The 20,302-nt window shown below is 63.3% G+C and carries 13 protein-coding genes, 1 tRNA gene and 1 pseudogene; 5 read left to right on the forward strand and 10 right to left on the reverse strand.

Annotation, left to right across the window (positions count from 1 at the left end; translation table 11 throughout):
* Nucleotides 1-137: 137 nt before the first annotated feature.
* The 3 genes and pseudogenes from G5S35_RS18380 to G5S35_RS18385 all read left to right on the forward strand — a co-directional run.
* Nucleotides 138-1,238: pseudogene (locus G5S35_RS18380) on the forward strand (carotenoid oxygenase family protein); the annotation flags it as partial.
* Between the two features lie 23 nt (nt 1,239-1,261).
* A complete protein-coding gene (locus tag G5S35_RS40285) occupies nt 1,262-1,582 on the forward strand; it encodes a carotenoid oxygenase family protein (RefSeq protein WP_420874533.1) in 321 nt (106 codons plus the stop codon).
* A gap of 964 nt (nt 1,583-2,546) precedes the next feature.
* On the forward strand, nt 2,547-3,548 hold the full coding sequence (locus G5S35_RS18385; RefSeq protein ID WP_074986643.1) for a restriction endonuclease: 1,002 nt from the start codon (nt 2,547-2,549) through the stop codon (nt 3,546-3,548).
* 379 nt (nt 3,549-3,927) lie between these two features.
* On the opposite strand, the gene G5S35_RS18390 is transcribed toward G5S35_RS18385, so the two are convergent.
* The 7 genes from G5S35_RS18390 to fdnG all read right to left on the reverse strand — a co-directional run bounded on the left by G5S35_RS18390 (nt 3,928) and on the right by fdnG (nt 13,183).
* Nucleotides 3,928-4,023: transfer RNA gene (locus tag G5S35_RS18390), tRNA-Sec, on the reverse strand.
* A gap of 44 nt (nt 4,024-4,067) precedes the next feature.
* Nucleotides 4,068-5,981, reverse strand: a complete 1,914-nt coding sequence (gene selB / locus G5S35_RS18395; RefSeq protein WP_110328383.1) for a selenocysteine-specific translation elongation factor — start codon at nt 5,979-5,981, stop codon at nt 4,068-4,070.
* Complete coding sequence (selA, locus tag G5S35_RS18400; protein WP_183039374.1) at nt 5,978-7,483, reverse strand: L-seryl-tRNA(Sec) selenium transferase; 1,506 nt, start codon at nt 7,481-7,483, stop codon at nt 5,978-5,980. Before selA ends, selB begins: the two co-directional genes overlap by 4 nt.
* Nucleotides 7,484-7,497: 14 nt before the next feature.
* Nucleotides 7,498-8,430 (reverse strand): formate dehydrogenase accessory protein FdhE, encoded by a 933-nt coding sequence (gene fdhE / locus G5S35_RS18405; RefSeq protein WP_183039375.1) that lies wholly within the window; start codon nt 8,428-8,430, stop codon nt 7,498-7,500.
* Nucleotides 8,431-8,541: 111 nt separating this feature from the next.
* Nucleotides 8,542-9,168, reverse strand: coding sequence for a formate dehydrogenase subunit gamma (locus G5S35_RS18410; protein ID WP_065059524.1), 627 nt, complete (start codon nt 9,166-9,168; stop codon nt 8,542-8,544).
* Nucleotides 9,155-10,102, reverse strand: coding sequence for a formate dehydrogenase subunit beta (gene fdxH, locus G5S35_RS18415; RefSeq protein ID WP_065059523.1), 948 nt, complete (start codon nt 10,100-10,102; stop codon nt 9,155-9,157). The genes G5S35_RS18410 and fdxH overlap by 14 nt, the downstream gene beginning before the upstream one ends.
* Nucleotides 10,103-10,111: 9 nt before the next feature.
* Nucleotides 10,112-13,183, reverse strand: coding sequence for a formate dehydrogenase-N subunit alpha (gene fdnG / locus G5S35_RS18420; protein WP_080180677.1), 3,072 nt, complete (start codon nt 13,181-13,183; stop codon nt 10,112-10,114).
* Between the two features lie 322 nt (nt 13,184-13,505).
* Here fdnG and G5S35_RS18425 point away from each other — a divergent pair, with 322 nt between their 5' ends.
* Together G5S35_RS18425 and G5S35_RS18430 are read left to right on the forward strand one after the other, a co-directional pair.
* Nucleotides 13,506-14,948: a YihY/virulence factor BrkB family protein gene (locus G5S35_RS18425; protein ID WP_183039376.1), complete on the forward strand. Its 1,443-nt coding sequence runs from the start codon at nt 13,506-13,508 to the stop codon at nt 14,946-14,948.
* Nucleotides 14,949-15,327: 379 nt separating this feature from the next.
* Nucleotides 15,328-16,518 (forward strand): porin, encoded by a 1,191-nt coding sequence (locus tag G5S35_RS18430; RefSeq protein ID WP_183039377.1) that lies wholly within the window; start codon nt 15,328-15,330, stop codon nt 16,516-16,518.
* A 195-nt stretch (nt 16,519-16,713) separates the two neighbouring features.
* Here G5S35_RS18430 and G5S35_RS18435 read toward each other — a convergent pair whose 3' ends face one another.
* The 3 genes from G5S35_RS18435 to pdxR form a co-directional block, all read right to left on the reverse strand.
* On the reverse strand, nt 16,714-17,613 hold the full coding sequence (locus G5S35_RS18435) for a LysR substrate-binding domain-containing protein (protein WP_183039378.1): 900 nt from the start codon (nt 17,611-17,613) through the stop codon (nt 16,714-16,716).
* 260 nt (nt 17,614-17,873) lie between these two features.
* Nucleotides 17,874-18,320, reverse strand: a complete 447-nt coding sequence (locus tag G5S35_RS18440; RefSeq protein WP_065059517.1) for an HU family DNA-binding protein — start codon at nt 18,318-18,320, stop codon at nt 17,874-17,876.
* A 345-nt stretch (nt 18,321-18,665) separates the two neighbouring features.
* Nucleotides 18,666-20,189: a MocR-like pyridoxine biosynthesis transcription factor PdxR gene (gene pdxR / locus G5S35_RS18445; RefSeq protein WP_183039379.1), complete on the reverse strand. Its 1,524-nt coding sequence runs from the start codon at nt 20,187-20,189 to the stop codon at nt 18,666-18,668.
* Nucleotides 20,190-20,302 lie beyond the last annotated feature (113 nt).

Below are 20,302 nucleotides of genomic sequence, written 5' to 3' on the forward strand. Positions count from 1 at the left end.
CGCCTGGTGGAAGGCGCGCCAGACGAACAGACTGCCCGACATATCTGTACTTAATCGTACATTTATGTTGACTTTACCTCCGCCATTGCCGATCATATGTGTACGTTCAAGTACAGTTATGTCGAAGGGAGAAAGTCATGAGTTCGCAGTTTCCGAGCACACCCGAATTCGTCGGGCTTTATCAGCCAAGCCGCGTTGAGGCGGATGTGACGGACCTTGAGGTCGAGGGAACACTGCCAGACTGCATCAGCGGCGTTTTTTACCAAGTGGCGCCGGATCCCCAGTACCCGCCGATGCTCGGCAACGATATCTTCTTCAACGGTGATGGCGCCGTTTGCGCCTTTCGCTTTGATCACGGAAAGGTCAGCCTGAAACGGCGGTACGTTCAAACCGACAGATTGCGCGCGCAACGCCGGGAACGCCGCTCGCTCAATGGCGTTTACCGAAACGTCTTTACAAACGACCCGCAGGCAGCCCAGAACAACAGTACGGCAAACACAACCGTACTGAAGCACAACGGTGTCTTACTCGCGATGAAGGAAGACAACCTCCCATACGCGATGGATCCGGACACGCTCGAGACCTTTGGAGTGTGGGACTTTGATGGGCAAGTGCGATCTGCGACATTCACCGCTCATCCAAAAGTGGATCCCGAAACCGGCGATCTGCTCTGCTTCGCCTATGAAGCCAAGGGCGACGGCACTCCTGATATTGCCTACTTTGAGATCGGCGCATTCGGGGAGTTGAAGCGTGAAGTGTGGTTCAAGGCGCCGTACGCTGCGATGATTCACGATTTCGCGATCACCGAACATCATGTTGTCTTCCCTGTTATCCCTTTGACTGTCGACGTCGAGCGAATGAAAAACGGCGGCCCGCATTTTCAGTGGCAACCAGACCTTCCGCAATTGTTTGGAGTTCTTCCGAGGCTCGGTTCTGCTGACGACATTCGTTGGTATTACGGTCCGGCAAATGGGTTTCAAGGTCACACGCTGAATTCCTTTGAAGAGGGGAGCCGCATTCACGTGGACATGCCGGTGACGGGAGGGAATGTCTTTTACTTTTTCCCACAGGAAGACGGCTCTGTTCCGCCACCAGAAACGCTTAAAGCGTCATTGATGCGCTGGACTTTTGATCTGGATGCCACGATCAATAAAGTCGAGCCCAAAGCACTGATGGACTTTCCGTGTGAATTTCCACGCTGTGATGAGCGCTATACAGGGCGGCCGTATCGCCACGGATTCGTTCTCAATTCGATCCAGGTTTGCCGTTTGACGGTGAAAACCTTGGTGCTCCACCCTTCCAGTTTTTCAACGAGATCGCACACGTCGATGTTGTATCGGGCGATACCGAAGCATGGTTCGCCGGGGACGCAGAGTGCTTACAAGAGCCGATTTTCGTTCCACGGAGCCCCGACGCACCTGAAGGCGATGGGTTTGTGATCAGCGTTCTTAACCATCTTCGATCGCAAACAAGTGAACTGGTGGTGCTTGACGGAATGAAGATGTCGTCGGGACCTGTAGCACGGATCAAGATTCCATTCCGGTTGCGCATGTCCCTGCATGGCAGCTGGTCCCCTCTTTGAGGGAAACCGATTAAGCCGCTTCTATTGAAATTATCACAAATGGAAGCGGTAAATGAGAGGAGGCCACAACATCATGAGTCGCATAGCATCCATAGGAATTTTACTGTTAGGCAGTACATTTTTTACAAATGCTTCGTTTGGCGCACCCGGGCTGGAGCAGACGGGTACGCCTATACAACAGTCGACTACGGCCACGCAGATCGAAGTACCAGCGCCCAGCGTTTCTGTCAAAGCCAGGGAAAGCCCGTCTCAAGAAGAACGCGAACGACAGAAAGCGAGGCTTGAAGAAAACGTTCGCACAATTGTCCGGTACGCGAGAGGCTTTTGATAGAGTTTTTTTAGCACAGCGCCTGCGAGCGTCAATCGGCAAGGCGTGGCTTGCCCAGCACCGGCTTCCTGGCGATGTGCGTGACAACCGGTCATGATGCTCCCGAAGCCCGACCAGATGTCGCTGGTTCTTGAATCGATCTACAGAAAGCTTTCGCGTGTTGATGCGTGCAACGCAGTAAATTTTCCTTACCACAGCCTGCATCCAGCACCAAATCATCGGCAGATAAATTGTCAGTTACGCTCCGGATAAATCCAAAAGCCTTGCGACGTGAAAGCGGATTGAGATAGCGGTGATTACGATGCGCGATTGTCGAAAAAAGAAAGGGATGGTGGTTCGTGTTGGTTATGGCTCTCTTGCGAAAAGGAATTGATGAGTTCTTTCAATATCGTTTCGCAAAGAGCCTTCATACACGGACCCCCCCAAATGTTTTCATTTTTTACCTTGAGCGCGAGTCTACGCCGTTTACCAAGGGACCAGAATTCCTGAATCGAGTGACCGCTTTGGGAGTTTTCGAATGGCTGGTTCGGGTCGACATCGCGTGTTCGATTTGAAGTCAGCACAGCGGGCATGGGTCGGAACTTATCTCTCGCCTGATACACTTGCTCGGAAACTGGTAAGAAAGAGGCGCATTTAATGACAACAATGTGGATGGTACGAGCGAAAGGCGGTCTGCTGTACGAAGAGTTCCGAGAGAAGGCCGTTGCCGCCATCGGTTGGGTACGAATCGCTGAAGAAGCGAGCAAGGGCGCGACGCGAGAGCAGTTGGCCGACGCTTACCGAGAGGTTTCACCTGGCACCAAGGAGGGAACCATCATCGCGGGCGTGTCACAAGTGTATCGGTTCATCCATGAAATCAAGAACGACGACTGGGTGGTAACGTATTCGACCGAAAATCGGACGTATCTCGTGGGGCAGGTAAAAGGGCCTTGTGAATACCGCCCTGAATGGACAGACTTGAACATGGCCTTAGCACGGCCGGTGGCATGGTTGCAAAAAGAGGTAGATCGCGACTTGCTCCTTACTGGCAGCAAGAACAGTCTTGGCTCGGTTCTGACGATATTTAAGGTACCGGAGTCGGCGCAGAGAGAACTACTCGCAATCGCGAAAGGGGCGGTCCAGATACCTCGACCGACAAGCGATGAACTCGTTGAGGTCGAAGTCAACGACCCTCTGCGACAGACTGAAGTTATCGCGTTTGAGCGCATCAAGGACCAAATCAACAGACTCGATTGGGACGAAATGCAAGAACTCGTTGCTGGCATCCTACGGGCGATGGGTTACAAGACCCAAGTGTCCCCTGCAGGTCCTGACAGAGGGAAGGACATCCTCGCTTCCCCGGATGGCTTCGGATTCCAACAGCCACGCATTGTGGTGGAGGTAAAGCATCGCGATGGAAAGATGGGAAGCGCACAACTCCGAAGCTTCCTTGGCGGCAGGCATAAAGACGACCGAGGCCTTTACGTCAGCACCGGTGGGTTCACGAAGGATGCGCTGTATGAAGCCGAACGGGCGGCGGTTCCCCTCATGCTCTGGAGCTTGGACGAACTTGCACGAGCACTGACGGACAACTATCAGACCGCTGATGCCAAAACCAAGCAACTGATGCCGCTGCGATACTTTTACATGCCGGCGTAGATTCGGTGCAGTGAGGCGATTATTTCTGCCATGCGGACGCGAGAGCCGCGATAACGCCAACGCTGTGGAGCGGGATCTGCTTCATTGTGCAGCAGACCTAGTCCGCGTCAAGTAGATCCCCTATCGATATGCGGGCGAAGGTACGGCCGGAAACCGGCCACCGAGGACAGCAAGGCGTCGCGTTTCGAATTAGCTCGGTCGTGATTGACGACGCGCATGACCTCTTCCGTGCAAGAAGAGACAGAGCGGCACGCCGTCGGTGAATTGCAGAGATGGGTCGCGCTCAGTCGCACGGCGCGCGTACTCATACCTGTGATATGAAAGAAGAAGATCGCCGCCCTGTTCAGCAGCAGCGCGATTCTCACGCGACCAAAAAAACTGGCGGAAAGCAGATGGAGTCGAACCATCCCGGGAACGGCTGACGTCCCCAACCGGGTTTGAAGCCCGGCCGCACCACCCGATGCGATTGCCTTCCTGTGACCACTCAACCTGCCAATGTCATCGCCCTTTGACCATATTTCACAGCCATTCATGCATACGGCTATCGGGTCTCAACACATGCAGTTCGCGCTGGAAACGAGTATATCCAACGCGATCGAAGAACTCCAGAATCTGAATCGCGCGTTTTCTCCCAAGACCCGACGCATCGCGAAACGCGGCCGCGCCCACGCCCTGCTCCTGAGCGAGCTTTGCCACCAGACGCGCAAGCTCATGCACGACATCCTGATCGTAAAACAGATCACGCACAATCTGATAAAGCCTGCCCAGCCGCGCCAATTTCCGCAACAGCGCGCGCACCTTTTCTTCGGATTCCTGCACGTCTTTCGCCAGATCGCGCACCCACGGCGGATCGTAGCGACCTAGCGCGATCAAGGGCATGAGGCGCGCGGCCAAGGCTTCCTCCTGCGCATCCAGCGTCACCGCATGCGAGGGCAGATGCAGCCACGGCCCGCTTCTCGCGATACGTCCTTCGTCGACGAGCGCATCCACCGCCGCGCGCCAGACCGTATCGCTGACCAGCGGCGCCGCCATGCGCCGCAAGCGCGACGCGTCCGGCCCCTGCTCGTCGGGCGAGCGCGCATGAAAATCGCCCAGCACCTCGACGATGCGCGCCGCGAGACGCGTCCAGTGATCGCGCGCGAGCACGACCGCTTCCTCGGTGCGTCCTTGCGCGGCGATCGTCACAGCATCCGCGGGCAACGCGAGCGTATCGGCGGCCTGTCCGGTTAGCTGCGTGAGCGTCGCGAACGCGAGACCGCGCGGCGCTTCGGCAATCAGCGCATCGATGCGTCCTTCGTCGAGCCACACGCGCAACGCGTCGAGCCACGCGCGACGCTCCGGCGTGCGTCTGCGCCGCGACGGACCGAACGGATCGAGCACGCGCCCGCCGCCCACCGTGCGGCTCGCCTGCGCATTGCGCACGATAAAACGGTCGCCCGGCAGCGCATGCAGCGGCGCGTCGAACACGAGTTGCACGCGCGCCGTTTCGCCCGCGCCCAGCGCATCGCCGTCGAGCAGCGCGACGTTGGCGACGCGATGCGTCGTCCCCAAATGGACATGCAGCGGCGACCAGTGCGTGAGCGTGATGCCCGCATCGACGAGCAGATGCAGTTCGACGTCGAGACGCGTCGCCGTTTGCGCAAGCCGCGCGTCGACGATCCAGTCGCCGCGCGCGATCTGCGCCTTGTCGATGCCCGCGAGATTGAGCGCGCAACGCTCGCCCGCGCGTCCGGTGTCGGCGGCGCGGTTTTGCGCGTGGATGCTGCGCACGCGCACCGTTTCGCCGGCGGGCGCGAGCAGCATGGCGTCGCCGGTCTGCACGCGTCCCGCGAACACCGTGCCGGTCACCACCGTGCCCTGCCCCGTCAACGTGAACACGCGATCGACGGCCAGCCGGAACAGGCCGTCGTCGCGGCGCGCCTGCCACGCGGTCGCGCGCTCACGCAGGAACGCATCGAGTTGCGCGACACCCGCGTCGCCGGGCTGCGTCGCGTTCGTTTCGAAGCACGGCGCGCCCGCCAATACGCCCGGCGCGAGCCACGCGTCGATTTCCGCGCGCACTTGCGCGAGCCGCGCGGCGTCCACGCGATCGGTTTTGGTCAACGCGATCGCACCGTGCGTGACGCCCAGCAATTGCAGAATCGCCAGATGCTCGCGCGTTTGCGGCATCACGCCGTCGTCGGCGGCAATCACAAGCAGGGCGAAGTCGATACCGCACGCGCCCGCCGCCATCGTATGCACGAGTTTTTCGTGGCCCGGCACGTCGATGAAACCGAGCACGTCGCCGTTCGCGAGCGGCGTGTACGCATAGCCGAGTTCGATCGAAATGCCGCGCGCCTTCTCTTCTTTAAGGCGGTCCGTGTCGACGCCGGTCAGCGCGCGTACGAGCGTGGTCTTGCCGTGATCGATATGCCCTGCCGTACCGACGATCACAGGCGCAGCTCCGCGAATTGCGCGATGAAGGCCGCTTCGTCCGCGCCTTCGACGCAGCGCAGATCGAGACGCAAGGCGTCGTCGGCAATGCGGCCGATCACGGGACGCGGCAGCGCGCGCAACGCGCGCTCCAGCTTGAGCAACGCGCGCCCGCTGCCGCCCTTTCCCGCGTAGCGAATCGCGAAGCCGCTGCTCGGCAGCAGATCGACGGGCAATGCGCCGCTGCCGATCTGGCTGAACATCGGTTCGATATTGGCCGTGTAGCCGTCGCCGAGCGCGCGCTGCAAAGCAGGCAATGCGCGCGTGGCGGCGTCGTGCATCTCCTGCGCGGGACGCGTGAGCAGACGCAGCGTAGTGAGCCGTTCACGCAGCAGTTCGGGCGCGCGATAAAGCCGCAGCACGGGTTCGAGCGCGGCGAGCGTGAGCTTGCCCACGCGCAGCGCGCGCTTGAGCGGATGCTTCTTGATCTTCGCGATGAGTTCCTTGCGCCCGACGATCAAACCGGCCTGCGGTCCGCCGAGTAATTTGTCGCCGCTGAAGGTCACGAGATCCGCGCCCGCTTCCACGGTTTCGCGCACCGTGGGTTCGGCGGGCAGGCCCCATTGCGTGAGGTCCGCGAGCGTGCCACTGCCGAGATCGACCGCCACGGGCAAACCATGCTGACGCGCGAGCGGCGCGAGTTCGTCGAGTTCAACGATCTTCGTGAAGCCACTGATCGCATAGTTGCTGCAATGAACTTTCATCAGCAGTGCGGTGCGTTCACTGATCGCAGCCTCGTAGTCTTTCAGATGCGTGCGATTGGTCGTGCCGACTTCGCGCAGACGCGCGCCCGCGCGGCTCATGATGTCGGGAATGCGAAACGCGCCGCCAATCTCCACGAGTTCGCCGCGCGAGACGATCACATCCTTGCGCGCGGCCAACGCCGAGAGCGACAGCAGCACCGCCGCCGCATTGTTGTTGACGACGGTCGCCGCTTCCGCGCCCGTGAGTTCGCAGATGAGTTCGTCGATCAGATCGTCGCGATCGCCGCGCTTGCCGGTCGCCAGATCGAATTCCAGATTCGCGGGTTGCGTGAGCGCCTGCACGACGGCGCGGACCGCTTCGTCGGGCAATAACGCGCGGCCCAGATTCGTGTGGAGCACGGTGCCGGTGAGATTGAACACGGCGCGCAGCGCGCTTTGTGCGCGCGCCTGCAAGGTGGTCGAAGCGGCGTCGATCACGCGGGCGATGGAAAACGGCGCGGCGTCGGCGCTGGCGTTCGCGTCGGGTTTCAAGGTGCCCGCCTGCGCCTCGCGCCGCCAGCCGTCGAGGGTCGCGCGTATCGCCGCGAGCACCTGCGTGCGCCCGTATTCGACGATCAGCGGTTGCGCGTCTTCAGACGCGATCACGCGTTCCACCGCGGGCATCTGCGCGAGCATCGCGTTGAGCGCGCGCGCATCGGTCGTGCCGGACTCGCCGGACTCGTCGGACGAAGCCCCGTGTTGCAGTTCCGTTTCGCTCATGGGCGGCGTGGGCGTCATTGCTCGGCAGGCGCTTCGGGATACAGCAGCGGATTCGCACTCGCGCGCCGGTAACCGGCCTCGCCCATCAGCAGGTCAAGCGTGAGGCTGGCGAGATCGTCGGCGAGCGGTTCGAAGTCGAGGTCTTTGTCCTGATAGCCGATCTTGCGGTACGTATGGCATTCGTCGCACGATTCGGCCTTCACGGCGTCACTGCCGCCTTCGATGCCGTGATACGCGATGCCCTTGGTCGAATCGCAGTTCGTGCATTTCACGCGTACCACGTGGTGCTCGGTGGCGCACAGGCTGCATTGCGTGAAGCGATACCCCTGCAACGTGCCGCCCACGCGCACGATGCTCGCGACCGGCGGCGTGCCGCACACGGGACACACGCCTGGCGCATCGACATACGGCACGTCGCGCGTGTTCAGGCGGCTCGCGAGATCGGTCCAGACCACTTGCAGCGCGGCCATGATGAACGGCGCGGTGGCCGGCGACACTTCGGCGTGACGCTGCGCGAGCAGCGCGTCGGCTTGCGCGTCGAGTTGCGCGTCGCTCATCGCGCGCAGGCTGTCGAGCACGTTCGCAAGCGCGGGCGTGACCGCGCCCGCCGCTTCCACGCGGTCGGCGAGACGGCGCAGCACCTCGCGCCATTGCGGATCGCGTTCGCCGCCGAGCGCGGGCAGGATCGGCATCGAATGGCGTTGCGCGCGATCGATGGCCTCGCGCTCGGGCATGCATGCATCGAAATGATCGAGCGCCTGCTGCTGCGCGTCGACGAGCGCCGCCATCAGACGCATATAGCCGCCGATGGGATTGTGGTCCGCGAGCTTGCGCAGCCGCGTGGCGCGTTCCTTGAACAGTGTGCCGCGTTCGGGCAGACGAATGCGCGGAATCGCGGAAGGATCTTGTGCCTGAATCTGCTCAGGGTCGAGAATGCGTTGCGTCACGGCGAGTCTTCTCCCACACCTACTCCGACAAACAAAAAGCCGCCGCGCCTTCGCAGGCGGGCGGCTTGCCGGCGGCGCGCGCCACGCGCAATGCGCGAGCGCACGCGCGCCTTATTTGATGCTCTCGCGGAACCAGCGCGGATGATGCTTGCGCGCCCAGCCCCACGTCACATAACCGCGCGTCATGGCGCCGATCGAACCCTTGACCCACAGCGCCGCATAGATATGCACGACGATGGAGACGATCAGCACGAAGGCCGCGGCCGCATGCACGACGGAGGCCACGCGGATCACCGTGATCGGGAAATAGAACGAGAAATAGCGACGCCAGATCACGATGCCGCTCACGAGCAGCAGCACGAGGCAAACCACCAGCGTGAAGAATAACAGCTTCTGTCCCGCATTGTATTTACCGATTTCCGGCAGCTTGTCCTCGCGGTTATTGAGCACGTCGTCCATCTGTTTGAGCCATTGAACGTCGGCTTTGTCCAGATAGTTGTGATGCCAGAAACGCAGCGCGAGAATCATGAACGACACGAACATCACGAGGCCGATGAACGGATGTAGAATGCGCGTCCACTGACCGCCGCCGAACAGCGCGGAGAGCCAGAACATCGCCGGATGAAACATCGCGAGGCCGGAGAGCGCGAGCAGCACGAACGTGATCGCCGTGATCCAGTGATTGCTGCGCTCGTTGGCCGTGTAACGCTGGATCAGACGCGGTTCAGAATCGTTCATCGTTGCGCTCCTCGGGAGGTTCGCCGCGGGACTCGCGAATGCGCCGCGCTTCGTCCACGGCGGCCTGTTCGTCTTCGGCATGCGTTTCGTTCGGGCCGATGCGCGTGTAGTGGAAGAAACCCGCCAGCGCCGCGACCGCGATACCCGCGAGCGCGAGCGGCTTGGCGAGGCCCTTCCACACACGCACGAGCGGACTGATGCGCGGATGGTCCGGCAGACCGTGATACAGCGACGGTTTGTCGGCGTGATGCAACACGTACATCACGTGCGTGCCGCTGACGCCCGGCGGATCGTACAGCCCCGCGTTCTCGAAGCCGCGCTCCTTGAGGTCTTCGATGCGCTCGGCGGCGTGCACTTTCATGTCCTCCTTGGTGCCGAACACGATCGCGCCCGTCGGGCAGGTCTTCACGCAGGCGGGCTCCTGGCCCACGGCCACGCGGTCGGAACAGAGCGTGCATTTATACACGCGATGTTCGGTCTTCGAGAGCCGCGGAATATTGAACGGACAACCCGTGATGCAATAGCCGCAACCGATGCAGTTTTCCTCGTGAAAATCGACGATGCCGTTCGTGTACTGCACGATCGCGCCCGGCGAAGGACAGGCCTTCAGGCAACCCGGATCCTCGCAATGCATGCAGCCGTCCTTGCGGATCAGCCATTCGAGGTTGCCGTCCGGGTTCTCGTATTCCGTGAAGCGCATCACGGTCCACGAGTGCTCGCTGAGATCGCGCGGATTGTCGTACACGCCGGTGTTGATGCCGACTTCGTCGCGCAGGTCGTTCCATTCCATGCACGCGGTCTGACACGCCTTGCAGCCGATGCATTTGGTGACGTCGATGAGCTTCGCGACCGCGCCCGTGACGGGCTCGCGCACGCCCGGCGGCGGCGTGGTGGTGGCCGAGAGGCGTTTGACGTCGAGTGACTGTAGTGCCATGTTCCCCCCTTAGGCCTTTTCCACTTTCACGAGGAAAGACTTGAACTCGGGCGTCTGCGAATTGCCGTCGCCGACGGGCGGCGTGAGCGTATTCGTCAGATAGCCGGGTTTCGTCAGTCCCGTGAAGCCCCAGTGCAGCGGCACGCCCACGGTGTGCACCTTCTTGCCCTCGATCGTGAGCGCCTTGATGCGCTTGGTGACCACGGCCACCGCGATCAGATACCCGCGGTTGCTCGACACCTTGACGCGTCCGCCGTCGACCACGCCCACTTCCTTGGCCAGCTCCTCGCCGATCTCGACGAATTGCTGCGGCTGGATGATGGCGTTCAGCCGTGCGTGCTTGGTCCAGAAGTGGAAGTGCTCGGTGAGGCGATACGTGGTCGCGACGTGCGGGAAGTTCTGCGCGGTGCCGAACGTCTTGCGGTCGTCCGGGAACACGCGCGCCGCCGGATTGCTGGTGGCCTGCGCATTGTTGGGATGGAACGGGTTGTAGCCGAGCGGATTCTCGAAGGGCTCGTAATGCTCGGGGAACGGTCCTTCGTTCATGCCGTCGCGCGCGAAGAAACGCGCCACGCCCTCGGGGTTCATGATGAACGGTCCCATGCCGAGATCGGGCGCTTCATCGACCTTGTAGTCGGGCACGTCCGCGCCGGTCCACGCCGCGCCGTTCCAGCCGATCAGCTTGCGGGTGGGATCGAACGGCTTGCCCGCCGTATCGCACGAGGCGCGGTTGTACAGAATGCGCCGGTTCACGGGCCACGCCCACGCCCAGTTGAGCGTCTGGCCGATGCCGGTCGGGTCCGAGTTGTCGCGCCGGCCCATCTGGTTGCCCGCCTGGGTCCACGCGCCGCAGAAGATCCAGCAGCCGCTCGCGGTCGTGCCGTCGTCCTTCAATTGCGCGAAACCGGCAAGCTGCTCGCCCTTCTTCACTAGCACCTTGGTCGCGTCCTTCGGGTCGGTCTGATCGGCGAGCGCTTTGCCGTTGTATTCCTTCGCCAGTTCCTCGGGCGTGGGACTCGCGGGATCGGAATACGGCCAGCTCAGCTTGACGATCGGATCGGGCAGCTTGCCGCCATCCTTCTGATACGCCGCGCGAATGCGCAGGAACAGTCCGGACATGATCTCCAGATCGCTCCGCGCCTCGAACGGCGGCTCCGCGCCCTTCCAGTGCCATTGCAGCACGCGGCTCGAACTCACGAGCGAGCCGTTTTCCTCCGCGAAGCAGGTGGTGGGCAGACGGAACACCTCGGTCTGGATCGACGCCGTATCGACATCGTTGAAGTCGCCGTACTTCTTCCAGAACTCGGACGTTTCGGTCGCGAGCGGATCCATGACGACGAGCCACTTGAGCTTGCCGAGCGCCGAGAGCGTCTTGGCCTTGTCGGGCGCCGACGCGATCACGTTGAAGCCCTGGCAGATATAACCGTTGACCTTGCCCTGATTCATCAGCTCGATGGTCTGCAGCAGATCGTACGGCTTGTCGAGCTTGGGCAGCCAGTCGTAACCCCAGTTGTTTTCCTGGGTCGCGTTGTCGCCCCACCACGCCTTCATGAAGCTCACGAAGAACGCGCCGTAGTGCTGCCAGTAGCTCAGCTGATTGGGCCGCATGGGCTGCGAGGCGCGCTTCTTGATGTAGCCGTCGTAGTCCTGCTCGGCCTCGCTCGGGAGCGTCATATAGCCCGGCAGCAGGTTCGACATCAGCCCGAGGTCGGTGAGACCCTGGATGTTCGAGTGCCCGCGCAGCGCGTTCATGCCGCCGCCCGCAATGCCGATGTTGCCCAGCAGCAGCTGCACCATCGCGCCGGTGCGGATCATCTGCGCGCCGATCGAATGATGGGTCCAGCCGAGCGCGTACAGAATCGTCCCGGCGCGGCCCGGCACGGCGGTGCTCGCGAGCATTTCGCAGACCTTCAGGAATTTATCCTTCGGCGTGCCGCAGACCTTCTCCACCATTTCGGGCGTATAGCGCGAGTAATGCTGCTTGAGCAGCTGATACACGCAGCGCGGATTCTGCAAGGTGTCGTCGGTCTTCACGAAACCGTCGTCGCCGATTTCGTAGTTCCACGACGCCTTGTCCGGATACGCGTGCTTCGCCGGATCGTAGCCCGAGTAGATGCCGTCGTTGAACGCGTAATCGTCGCGCACGATGAACGAGAAGTCCGTGTAGTTCTTCACGTACTCGTGCTGGATCTTGTCGTTCGTGAGCAGCCAGTTGATGACGGCGCCAAGGAACGCGATGTCCGTGCCGGTGCGAATCGGCGCGTAATAGTCCGCGACCGATGCCGTGCGCGTAAAGCGCGGATCCACCACGATGAGCCGCGCCTTGCGGTGCGCCTTCGCCTCCGTGACCCACTTGAAGCCGCACGGGTGCGCCTCGGCCGCATTGCCGCCCATCACCAGAATCACGTCCGCATTGCGAATGTCGACCCAATGGTTCGTCATCGCTCCACGGCCAAACGTCGGGGCAAGACCTGCCACCGTCGGGCCGTGTCAGACACGCGCCTGGTTGTCGAATGCCAGCAGGCCCATCGAGCGGGCCACTTTATGCGTGAGATAACCGACTTCGTTGCTGCCCGCCGACGCGGCCAGCATGCCGGTGGTCAGCCAGCGGTTGACGGTCTTGCCGTCCGCCGTTTTCTCGACGAAATTCGCGTCGCGGTCTTCCTTGAGCAACTTCGCGATGCGGTCGAGCGCCTCGTCCCACGAGATGCGTTTCCACTCGTTCGAGCCCGCCGCGCGGTATTCCGGATACTTGAGCCGGTTCGGGCTGTGGATGAAGTCGATCAGGCTCGCGCCCTTCGGGCAGAGCGTGCCGCGGTTGACCGGATGATCGGGATCGCCCTCGATGTGAATGATGCTCGCGGTGGCGTTCTTCGCGCCGTCGCCGAGACCGTACATGAGGATGCCGCAGCCTACCGAGCAGTACGGGCAGGTATTGCGGGTTTCAGTGGTGCGCGCCAGTTTGTATTGTCGGACTTCGGCAAGTGCGTCGGCGGGCGCGAAGCCCATTAACGCGAGGCTGGATCCTGCCAGCGACGTCGCCGTGACCTTGAGGAACTGACGCCGGGACATCTGCAACATGATTGCGTCCTCGGCTTTCTGGTTGTGGGTCGTTTCAGTATAAGACGTTTTGGGCTCCGGATCGCGCGAGATGCACCGCGCGCACAGGTGCGGCGCGCCCGGGCACCCAGCTTGCTATATTCGTGTGACGAGCGCGTGGAGCCGCCGGCCGCGCCGGCGCTGGCGCGAGGCGCGCCCGAGGCGGGCGACCGGGCCGGATCTGCGGACTGCCGAAGTGCGGTTCTCGCGGCATCGGTTGCGTGTTCCGCCACAGACCGGGCGCCACTGCCGCTGGCCGCATGCCCGTCACCTTGTCTTCAGGACGAACCGCGAGACGTCGATCATGGCAACTATTTCCTCCGAGCGGCTCGAAACGGCCGCACGCAAAGAAGCGTCGTGGGCCGTGGGCGCCTGCCGCCAGTTCATCGCCGACCGCTGCCCGTCGCTCGCCGCCAGCATCGCCTTCTATTCCGCGTTCTCGCTCGCGCCCACGCTGGTCATGGTGATTGCCGTAGCGGGCTGGTTCTTCGGCGCCGATGCGGCGCGCGGCCAGTTGTTCCGCGAAGTGCACAACGTGCTCGGCAACGACGCCGCCGCCGCCATCACCACCATCGTGCAGAACGCCCACCGCGCGGGCGACGCAGGCGGCGTGGCCGCGCTGATCTCGCTGGCCATGCTGGCGATCGGCGCTTCCGCAACGTTTTCGTCGCTCAATTCCGCACTCAATATAGTGTGGCCGCTGGAAGGGCCGCGCGCCTCGTCGGTCATCGCGCTCGTGCGCGTGCGGCTGATCTCGTTCGGCCTCGTACTGGGCGTGGCTTTTCTTCTGATCGTTTCGCTCGTGCTCGACGCGGGCATTACCTTCGTCGGCCAGTGGCTGATGGGCGAGTCGACGTACTTGATCATCGGCAACATCGTGCAACTGGTGGTCGGGCTGCTGGTGCTCGCGGTCGCGTTCGCGGGATTGCTGCGCTTTCTGCCCGACGCGCCCGTGCTCTGGCGCGATGCGCTGGTCGGCGGCCTCGTCGCGGCGGTGCTCTTTTCCGTCGGCAAGAAACTGTTCGCGCTCTATCTGGCGCACGCGGGCATGGCCACGGCGTTCGGCGCCGCCGGTTCGCTGGCCGTGCTGCTGATGTGGCTGTACTTCTCGGCGGCGGTGCTGCTGCTCGGCGCGGAATTTTCCGCCGCGCGCGGCCGCCTGCACGATCCGCGCGGCGCGTGGGGCATGCTCGAGGAAACGCCGCCGGGCAGCCGTGCCAAGCTCGCTTCGGTGCTGGCCGCGTCCACCATCGCGCCGATGCGCGAAGCGGCGGCAGGCTTGCAGACGGCGCGCGCCGCGGCGGCGGAAGGTGCGAATGGCGTGAAAGGCGTGAATGGAGCGGTCGGGGCGGGTAGCGTCGGCAGCGTCGATGGCGCAACGCTCGATGCCGCGGTCGGCGCCGCGCCGCCATATGCCGCCGCCGTCGCTGCGAGCGTGCAACCCGGCAAAACGCCGCGCCCGGCCGATGCGCCGCTGCACGCGATCGGCAAGGCCCGCGCCACGGGCGGCGCCTTTGCGCGCCTTCACGGCGGCAGCCTGCAGATCCGCCGCTCGGTCGTGCGCATGGAAGACAGCGCGACCTACGCCGCCGCTTTGACGCTGGTCCAGGCCGGTCGCACGGTTGCGGCCGCCGATCGCTATGTCAAACGCCATCCCTGGAGTTCGGTCCTGCTCGTCGCGAGCGCGGCGGTCGCCATGACCGCCGCCGCGGGGCGCCGTCACGCCGGCGTCCATCGCAAGGACTGAGCCAGGCGGCGACCTCGCGCCGTCGGCTTCACGCGCCCTCCTTCCCGCACGCCAGACGGGCGCTCGACCGGTACAACCTCAAACCTTTGCAGCGCAACCAGGGCACATCCCTAGTTGCACCATACTTACCCGTAAACCGCATTGGGCGAGGTTGCACATTTCGCGACTTGTATCAGAAACGACAATAATGCAGAGTCAACAATCCAATATTTCATTATCCGGAATAATCGCTCAATAGCCCGTCTCACAAGGCTTCCTGGGGTGGTGTCAGCTTTTTGCGACACTGATTTTTTTTCAGTTCAAGGGAATTGCACCCCTGCGTTATTCTCCATCGCGCAACAGCAACAATTAAACCAAACATCTGCGTGGAGAAAACTGGATGAAACGAATCGCACTCTCGACCCTTTCCGTGGCCCTGCTGGCCGCAGCGGGCGCAGCACACGCTCAAAGCAGCGTGACCCTGTATGGCGTGATCGATGAATCGATCCAGTGGGCTCACAACACGGTCGACGCCAACGGCAAAAACGCGAATCTGTTCGGTCTGTACGCCGGCAACATCTCGGGCGATCGCTGGGGCCTCAAGGGCACGGAAGATCTGGGCGGCGGCCTGAAGGCCATCTTCCAGTTGGAAAACGGCTTTGACCTGAACACCGGCGCGGCCGGCCAGGGTGGCCGCATGTTCGGTCGTCAGGCATTCGTCGGTCTGACGCATGACCAGTACGGCACCGTGACGCTGGGCCGCCAGTACGACCCGCTGGTCGACATGGTTCAGCCGCTGACCGCCGACAACTACTTCGGCAGCACGTTCACGACGCCGGGTGACATCGACAACAACGACAACAGCTCGCGTACCAACAACGCGATCAAGTACGTCTCGCCGGTTCTGAGCGGCTTCCAGTTCGAAGGCATGTACGCACTGGGCGGCGTCGCTGGCGCAACGGGTTCGGGCCAGACGTGGGCGGCAGCCGCCACGTACGGCATCGGTTCGTTCAACATCGCAGCGGGCTACTTCCGCGCCGACAACTCGTCGAGCTTCGCAGACCGTTCGACGTCGGCATGGAGCACGGTGTCGACCTCGGGCGCCGTGTTCGACAACCAGATCACGGAAGGCTTCCAGACGGCCAAGTCGCTCGGCATCGCTTCGGTGGCCGCGCAATACGTCGCCGGTCCGTTCACGTTCGGCGTGCGTTACAGCAACGTCCAGTTCAAGCCGGACGCGTACTCGACGGCTCTGAACCCGGGCTTCGCTTCGACCGAGCGTTACAACATCGCTGCCGGCTTCCTCGGCTATCAAGTGACGCCGGCCATGCTGCTGGGCCTCGGCTACACGTACACGCACGGCGCGGGCAACGTGTCGAACACGTACCACCAGGTGTCGATCGGCGCGGACTACAACCTGTCGAAGCGCACCGACCTGTACGCACTGGCTGCTTACCAGCACGCCAACGGCAAGCAGCTGAACGCAGACGGCACGACGTCGACGGCCGGCGCGGCAATCGGCTCGTACGGCTACAACTCGGCTTCGAGCTCGCAAGAGCTGGTCAGCCTCGGCATCCGCCACAAGTTCTAATCAGTCTGCCTGGCCGGGCGCGAGCCCGGCAGCGCGACGAGACCTCGCAGCTAAAAATCACACGCTGCACGAGCCAGCCTCAGGCGAAAGCCGGGCTGGCTTTTTTATTGCCTGCTCGCCATTGAACCAGCGTTGTTGACTCGCGTCAGGCCGCGCGGTTTGCGCGAGCGCACAGCCAGGCCGTGCCGCGTTCGCTCAACGCAGCCTGCCCAACGCCGCCACCGCCTGATCGACGAATGCCTGCGCAAGCGGCGCGCGCGCCGCGTCCACATGATGCGCCACGTAAAGCGGCTCCGGCAGCGCGGGCGTAAAGCGCTTGACCGCCACGCGCGCGCTCGCGGCCGCTGCCGTGAGCGGATCGATCAGCGCGATACCCAGCCCCGCTTCCACGAGCGTCACGACCGCCTGCGCGAGGCTCGCCTCGACGCCCAGACGGCGCGTCACGCCCGCCTCCGAAAACGCACGGTCGATACGCAAACGCGCCTCCGTACCCGCCGCGAACGAAACGAACGCCTCGCCCTCACAATCCGCCGCGCTCACCGCTCGCTTGCGCGCAAGCCGATGACCGCGCGGCACGATGCAGCGCATCGGCCACTCGCCGAGCGGTTCGAGCCGCACCGAACGCGGCGCCGCCACCGCGCCGACGAACGCCAGATCGCAGCGCCGCGCGGCGACGCGTTCAAGCGCGAGCAACGGCTCCAGCGCGAGCAGCGCCACGTCGACGCCCTCGTGTTCGTGCGCGAACGCCGCCGCCACGCGCGGCAGAAAATCCGCGCCGAACTCCGGCGCGCCCGCGATGCACAACGCCCCCCGACGCTGCTCGCGAATCTGCGCCGCCGCTTGAATCACGCGCTCGAATCCCGTGAAGGCCCGCTCGACTTCCTCGTGCAGCACATGCGCGTGCGCGGTTGGCCAAAGGCGTCCGTTGCGACGCTCGAACAGCGCAAATCCCACGCCGGCTTCGAAGTCTGCGAGCAGTCGGCTCACCGCCGGTTGCGAAACGCCGAGGGCCGCCGCCGCGCGCGTCGCGGTGCGCGTCTGCATCAGCGCGCGAAACGCTTCGATCTGGCGGATGCTGGGTTCGGAATCAGGCATAACACGGGAACATGAATAAATTATAAACGACAGATTCAAGCTATCGAACATCACGGCGATTGGCGTTATCGTTCTTTAAAAACCGGGGCAAAATCGCCATCTCAATCGATAACATCTGAACATACATCATACGCGCGTGACCTCGCCCCACGTTTCTCGCGCACAAATAAAAATCCCCGCGGGCGCGATGCCAACGGGGATTCTTTGGGTACTACCGCAATGCTGACGCAAGCCGTGACGCGAAGTCGCGGCGGAGGCGCTTAGCCTGCTGCTGCGTCCTTCAGCTTCTTCAGTGCGCGTGCCTTGACGCGAACCGATGCCGGCTTGGCCGGGAACCAGCGCTCTTCACCCGTGAACGGGTCCTTGCCGAAGCGCTTCTTCTTCGCCGGCACGGCCTGAACGACGATCTTCAGAAGACCCGACAGCGTGAATTCGCCGGCGCCCTTCTTGTGGACCGAACCCAGGATCGTGTCTTCCAGCGCGGCGAGCACCGCCTTCGTAGCCTTCGGCTCGACGCCAGCGCGCTCAGCAACGTGAGCAGCCAGCGAGGCCTTCGTGAAGGTGTCCTTGATCGGCGACGAAACGCCGGACGCCTTCACGGCGACCTTCTTAGCTGCGGCCGTCTTGGCGGGCGCTTTCTTTGCGGCAACTTTCTTGGTGGCCGGGGCTGCTGCCTTTTTGGCCACTTTCTTTGCGGAAGTCGGCATGTTTCTCCTACCAGTGTTGGTCAGTGAGTCGACGAAGCACAGCGGGATGCAAATGCTTCAACGGCGGATTCTACAAGCGTGCAAGCGTTTTGCGTGATTCTTTTGCATCGCAGATGCAAATTTGTTGCTCCGCGCTGACTGCCTGACGCATTTTGACACCTGTTTACAGGGGTAAACGCGCTCTCGCACGTCCCGCATGCGACGCGCCCGCGTCCGCGCGACACAGCCGCAATGGCGCGAAAACGCCACACGTATGGCGTTTTCGCGACGCTCGAGCCGTTTTTGCGTCGTGTAAAAAGCGCGTCGACGGGGTAAAGCTCCGTCCGCAATGTGCCGTAACAGCTTTTACGACGTCTTCAAGCGCGCCGCGAGCACACCGAGCGCCGCGTCGATCTGCTCGACCTCCACCGCGCCATAGCCGAACAAAAAACCGTGCCGCGCGGGGGCGTGCAGATGAAACGGCGCGAGCGGATGCAGACCGATCGACGCCGCGCGCCCCGCCGCCACGAATGCGGTTTCGTCGGCGCCCGGCGCGAGATGTGCGGCGAGATGCAGGCCCGCCGTGTTCGGCAGCACGGGGGCGAGCCAGCGCGCGAGCGGCCCCTGCAAATGCGCGAGCAAGGCCGCGCGCCGCGCCGCATAGGTCTGATGCATGCGGCGCAGATGGCGCGCGAAATGACCATCGAGCATGAAGTTCGCGAGCGCCGTCTGCGTCAGCGCGCAACCGTGACAGTCGGCGACCTGGCGCGCGCGCATGAGCGGCCTCGCAAGCGCGGCGGGCGGCACCATGTAGCCCACGCGCAACTCGGGAAAGATCGTCTTCGAAAACGTGCCCACGTAGGCCACGAAACCGGCTTGATCGAGACTCTTGAGCGGCTCCAGCGAGCGCCCTTCGAAGCGGAACTCGCAGTCGTAGTCGTCTTCGATCACGAGCGCGCCGCGCGCCTGCGCCCATTCGAGCAAGGCCACGCGACGCGCGAGACTCATCGGCATGCCGAGCGGAAACTGGTGCGACGGCGTCACGTAGACGAGGCGCGCCGTTTTCGGCAGCTTGCCGACGATCAAACCGTCGCCGTCGACGGGCACCGGCACGACCTGTGCGCCCAGCGACGCGAAGATGTCGCGCGCGGGCGGATAACCGGGATCCTCCACGGCCACCGTATCGCCGGGACGCAGCATCACGCGCGCCAGCAAGGTCAGCGCCTGCTGCGCGCCCTGCGTGACGATCACCTCGTCCCCACTGCTCTCCACCGCGCGGTTGAACGCAAGATAACGTGCGATCGCGAGACGCAGACGCTCCTCGCCCGCCGGATCGCGATACGCGCCGTGGCCGCGCGCCTGCACGCGCAGCGCCTCGTTCACGCAGCGCCGCCAGGCGTCGAACGGAAAGCGCGACTTGTCGGTCACGCCGCCCGCGAAATCGCAGAGGAGCCGCGCATCGGGACGCGGCAACGCGAGCATGCCGTCGCGCGCGCCGTCCTCCACACGCCACCACGGCTGCGCCTGCACGCCCGTCGGCGCGTGGGCCTGGCGGCTCGTCGGCTGGTTTGTGGGGTGGTTCGTATCGGCGGCCTGCGCCGCGCCGATCTGCGCATTCGTCTGCACGGGCGCACGCGCGGGCAGGCGTTCGAGCGCATCGGCGACGAAGGTGCCCGAGCCGCGCCGCGCGACCAGATAGCCTTCGGCGAGCAGGCGCTCGAACACGTCGAGCGTGGTCTTGCGCGAGACCTTCAGTTGCAGCGCGAGATCGCGCGTGGACGGCAGGCGCGTGCCACCCGCCAGCCGCCCTTCGACGATGCGCTCGCGCAGTTGCCGGTAGATCTGCCCGGCGAGGTCGCGGCGGCCTGAAACGGTGACGTGGAGATCCATGCGAGAAACACGAAAGCGGTCGATGCGGATGAACGGCGCGGTCGTCGTGACGATGCCGATCCGCCGGCCGGAGTGAGCATCTGAAATATTGCCAGAATGACGCGAACGGCGTG

The organism is Paraburkholderia tropica, from assembly GCF_014171495.1.
Classification (GTDB): domain Bacteria; phylum Pseudomonadota; class Gammaproteobacteria; order Burkholderiales; family Burkholderiaceae; genus Paraburkholderia; species Paraburkholderia tropica.

Excerpts from the sequence above, each read along its gene's own strand:
- G5S35_RS18435 (WP_183039378.1), bottom strand. The coding sequence starts at position 17,613 with ATGCCTGATTCCGAACCCAGCATCCGCCAGATCGAAGCGTTTCGCGCG.
- fdxH (WP_065059523.1), bottom strand. The coding sequence starts at position 10,102 with ATGGCACTACAGTCACTCGACGTCAAACGCCTCTCGGCCACCACCACG.
- G5S35_RS18430 (WP_183039377.1), top strand. The coding sequence starts at position 15,328 with ATGAAACGAATCGCACTCTCGACCCTTTCCGTGGCCCTGCTGGCCGCA.
- G5S35_RS18385 (WP_074986643.1), top strand. The coding sequence starts at position 2,547 with ATGACAACAATGTGGATGGTACGAGCGAAAGGCGGTCTGCTGTACGAA.
- G5S35_RS18440 (WP_065059517.1), bottom strand. The coding sequence starts at position 18,320 with ATGCCGACTTCCGCAAAGAAAGTGGCCAAAAAGGCAGCAGCCCCGGCC.
- G5S35_RS18425 (WP_183039376.1), top strand. The coding sequence starts at position 13,506 with ATGGCAACTATTTCCTCCGAGCGGCTCGAAACGGCCGCACGCAAAGAA.
- selA (WP_183039374.1), bottom strand. The coding sequence starts at position 7,483 with ATGAGCGAAACGGAACTGCAACACGGGGCTTCGTCCGACGAGTCCGGC.
- G5S35_RS18410 (WP_065059524.1), bottom strand. The coding sequence starts at position 9,168 with ATGAACGATTCTGAACCGCGTCTGATCCAGCGTTACACGGCCAACGAG.
- pdxR (WP_183039379.1), bottom strand. The coding sequence starts at position 20,189 with ATGGATCTCCACGTCACCGTTTCAGGCCGCCGCGACCTCGCCGGGCAG.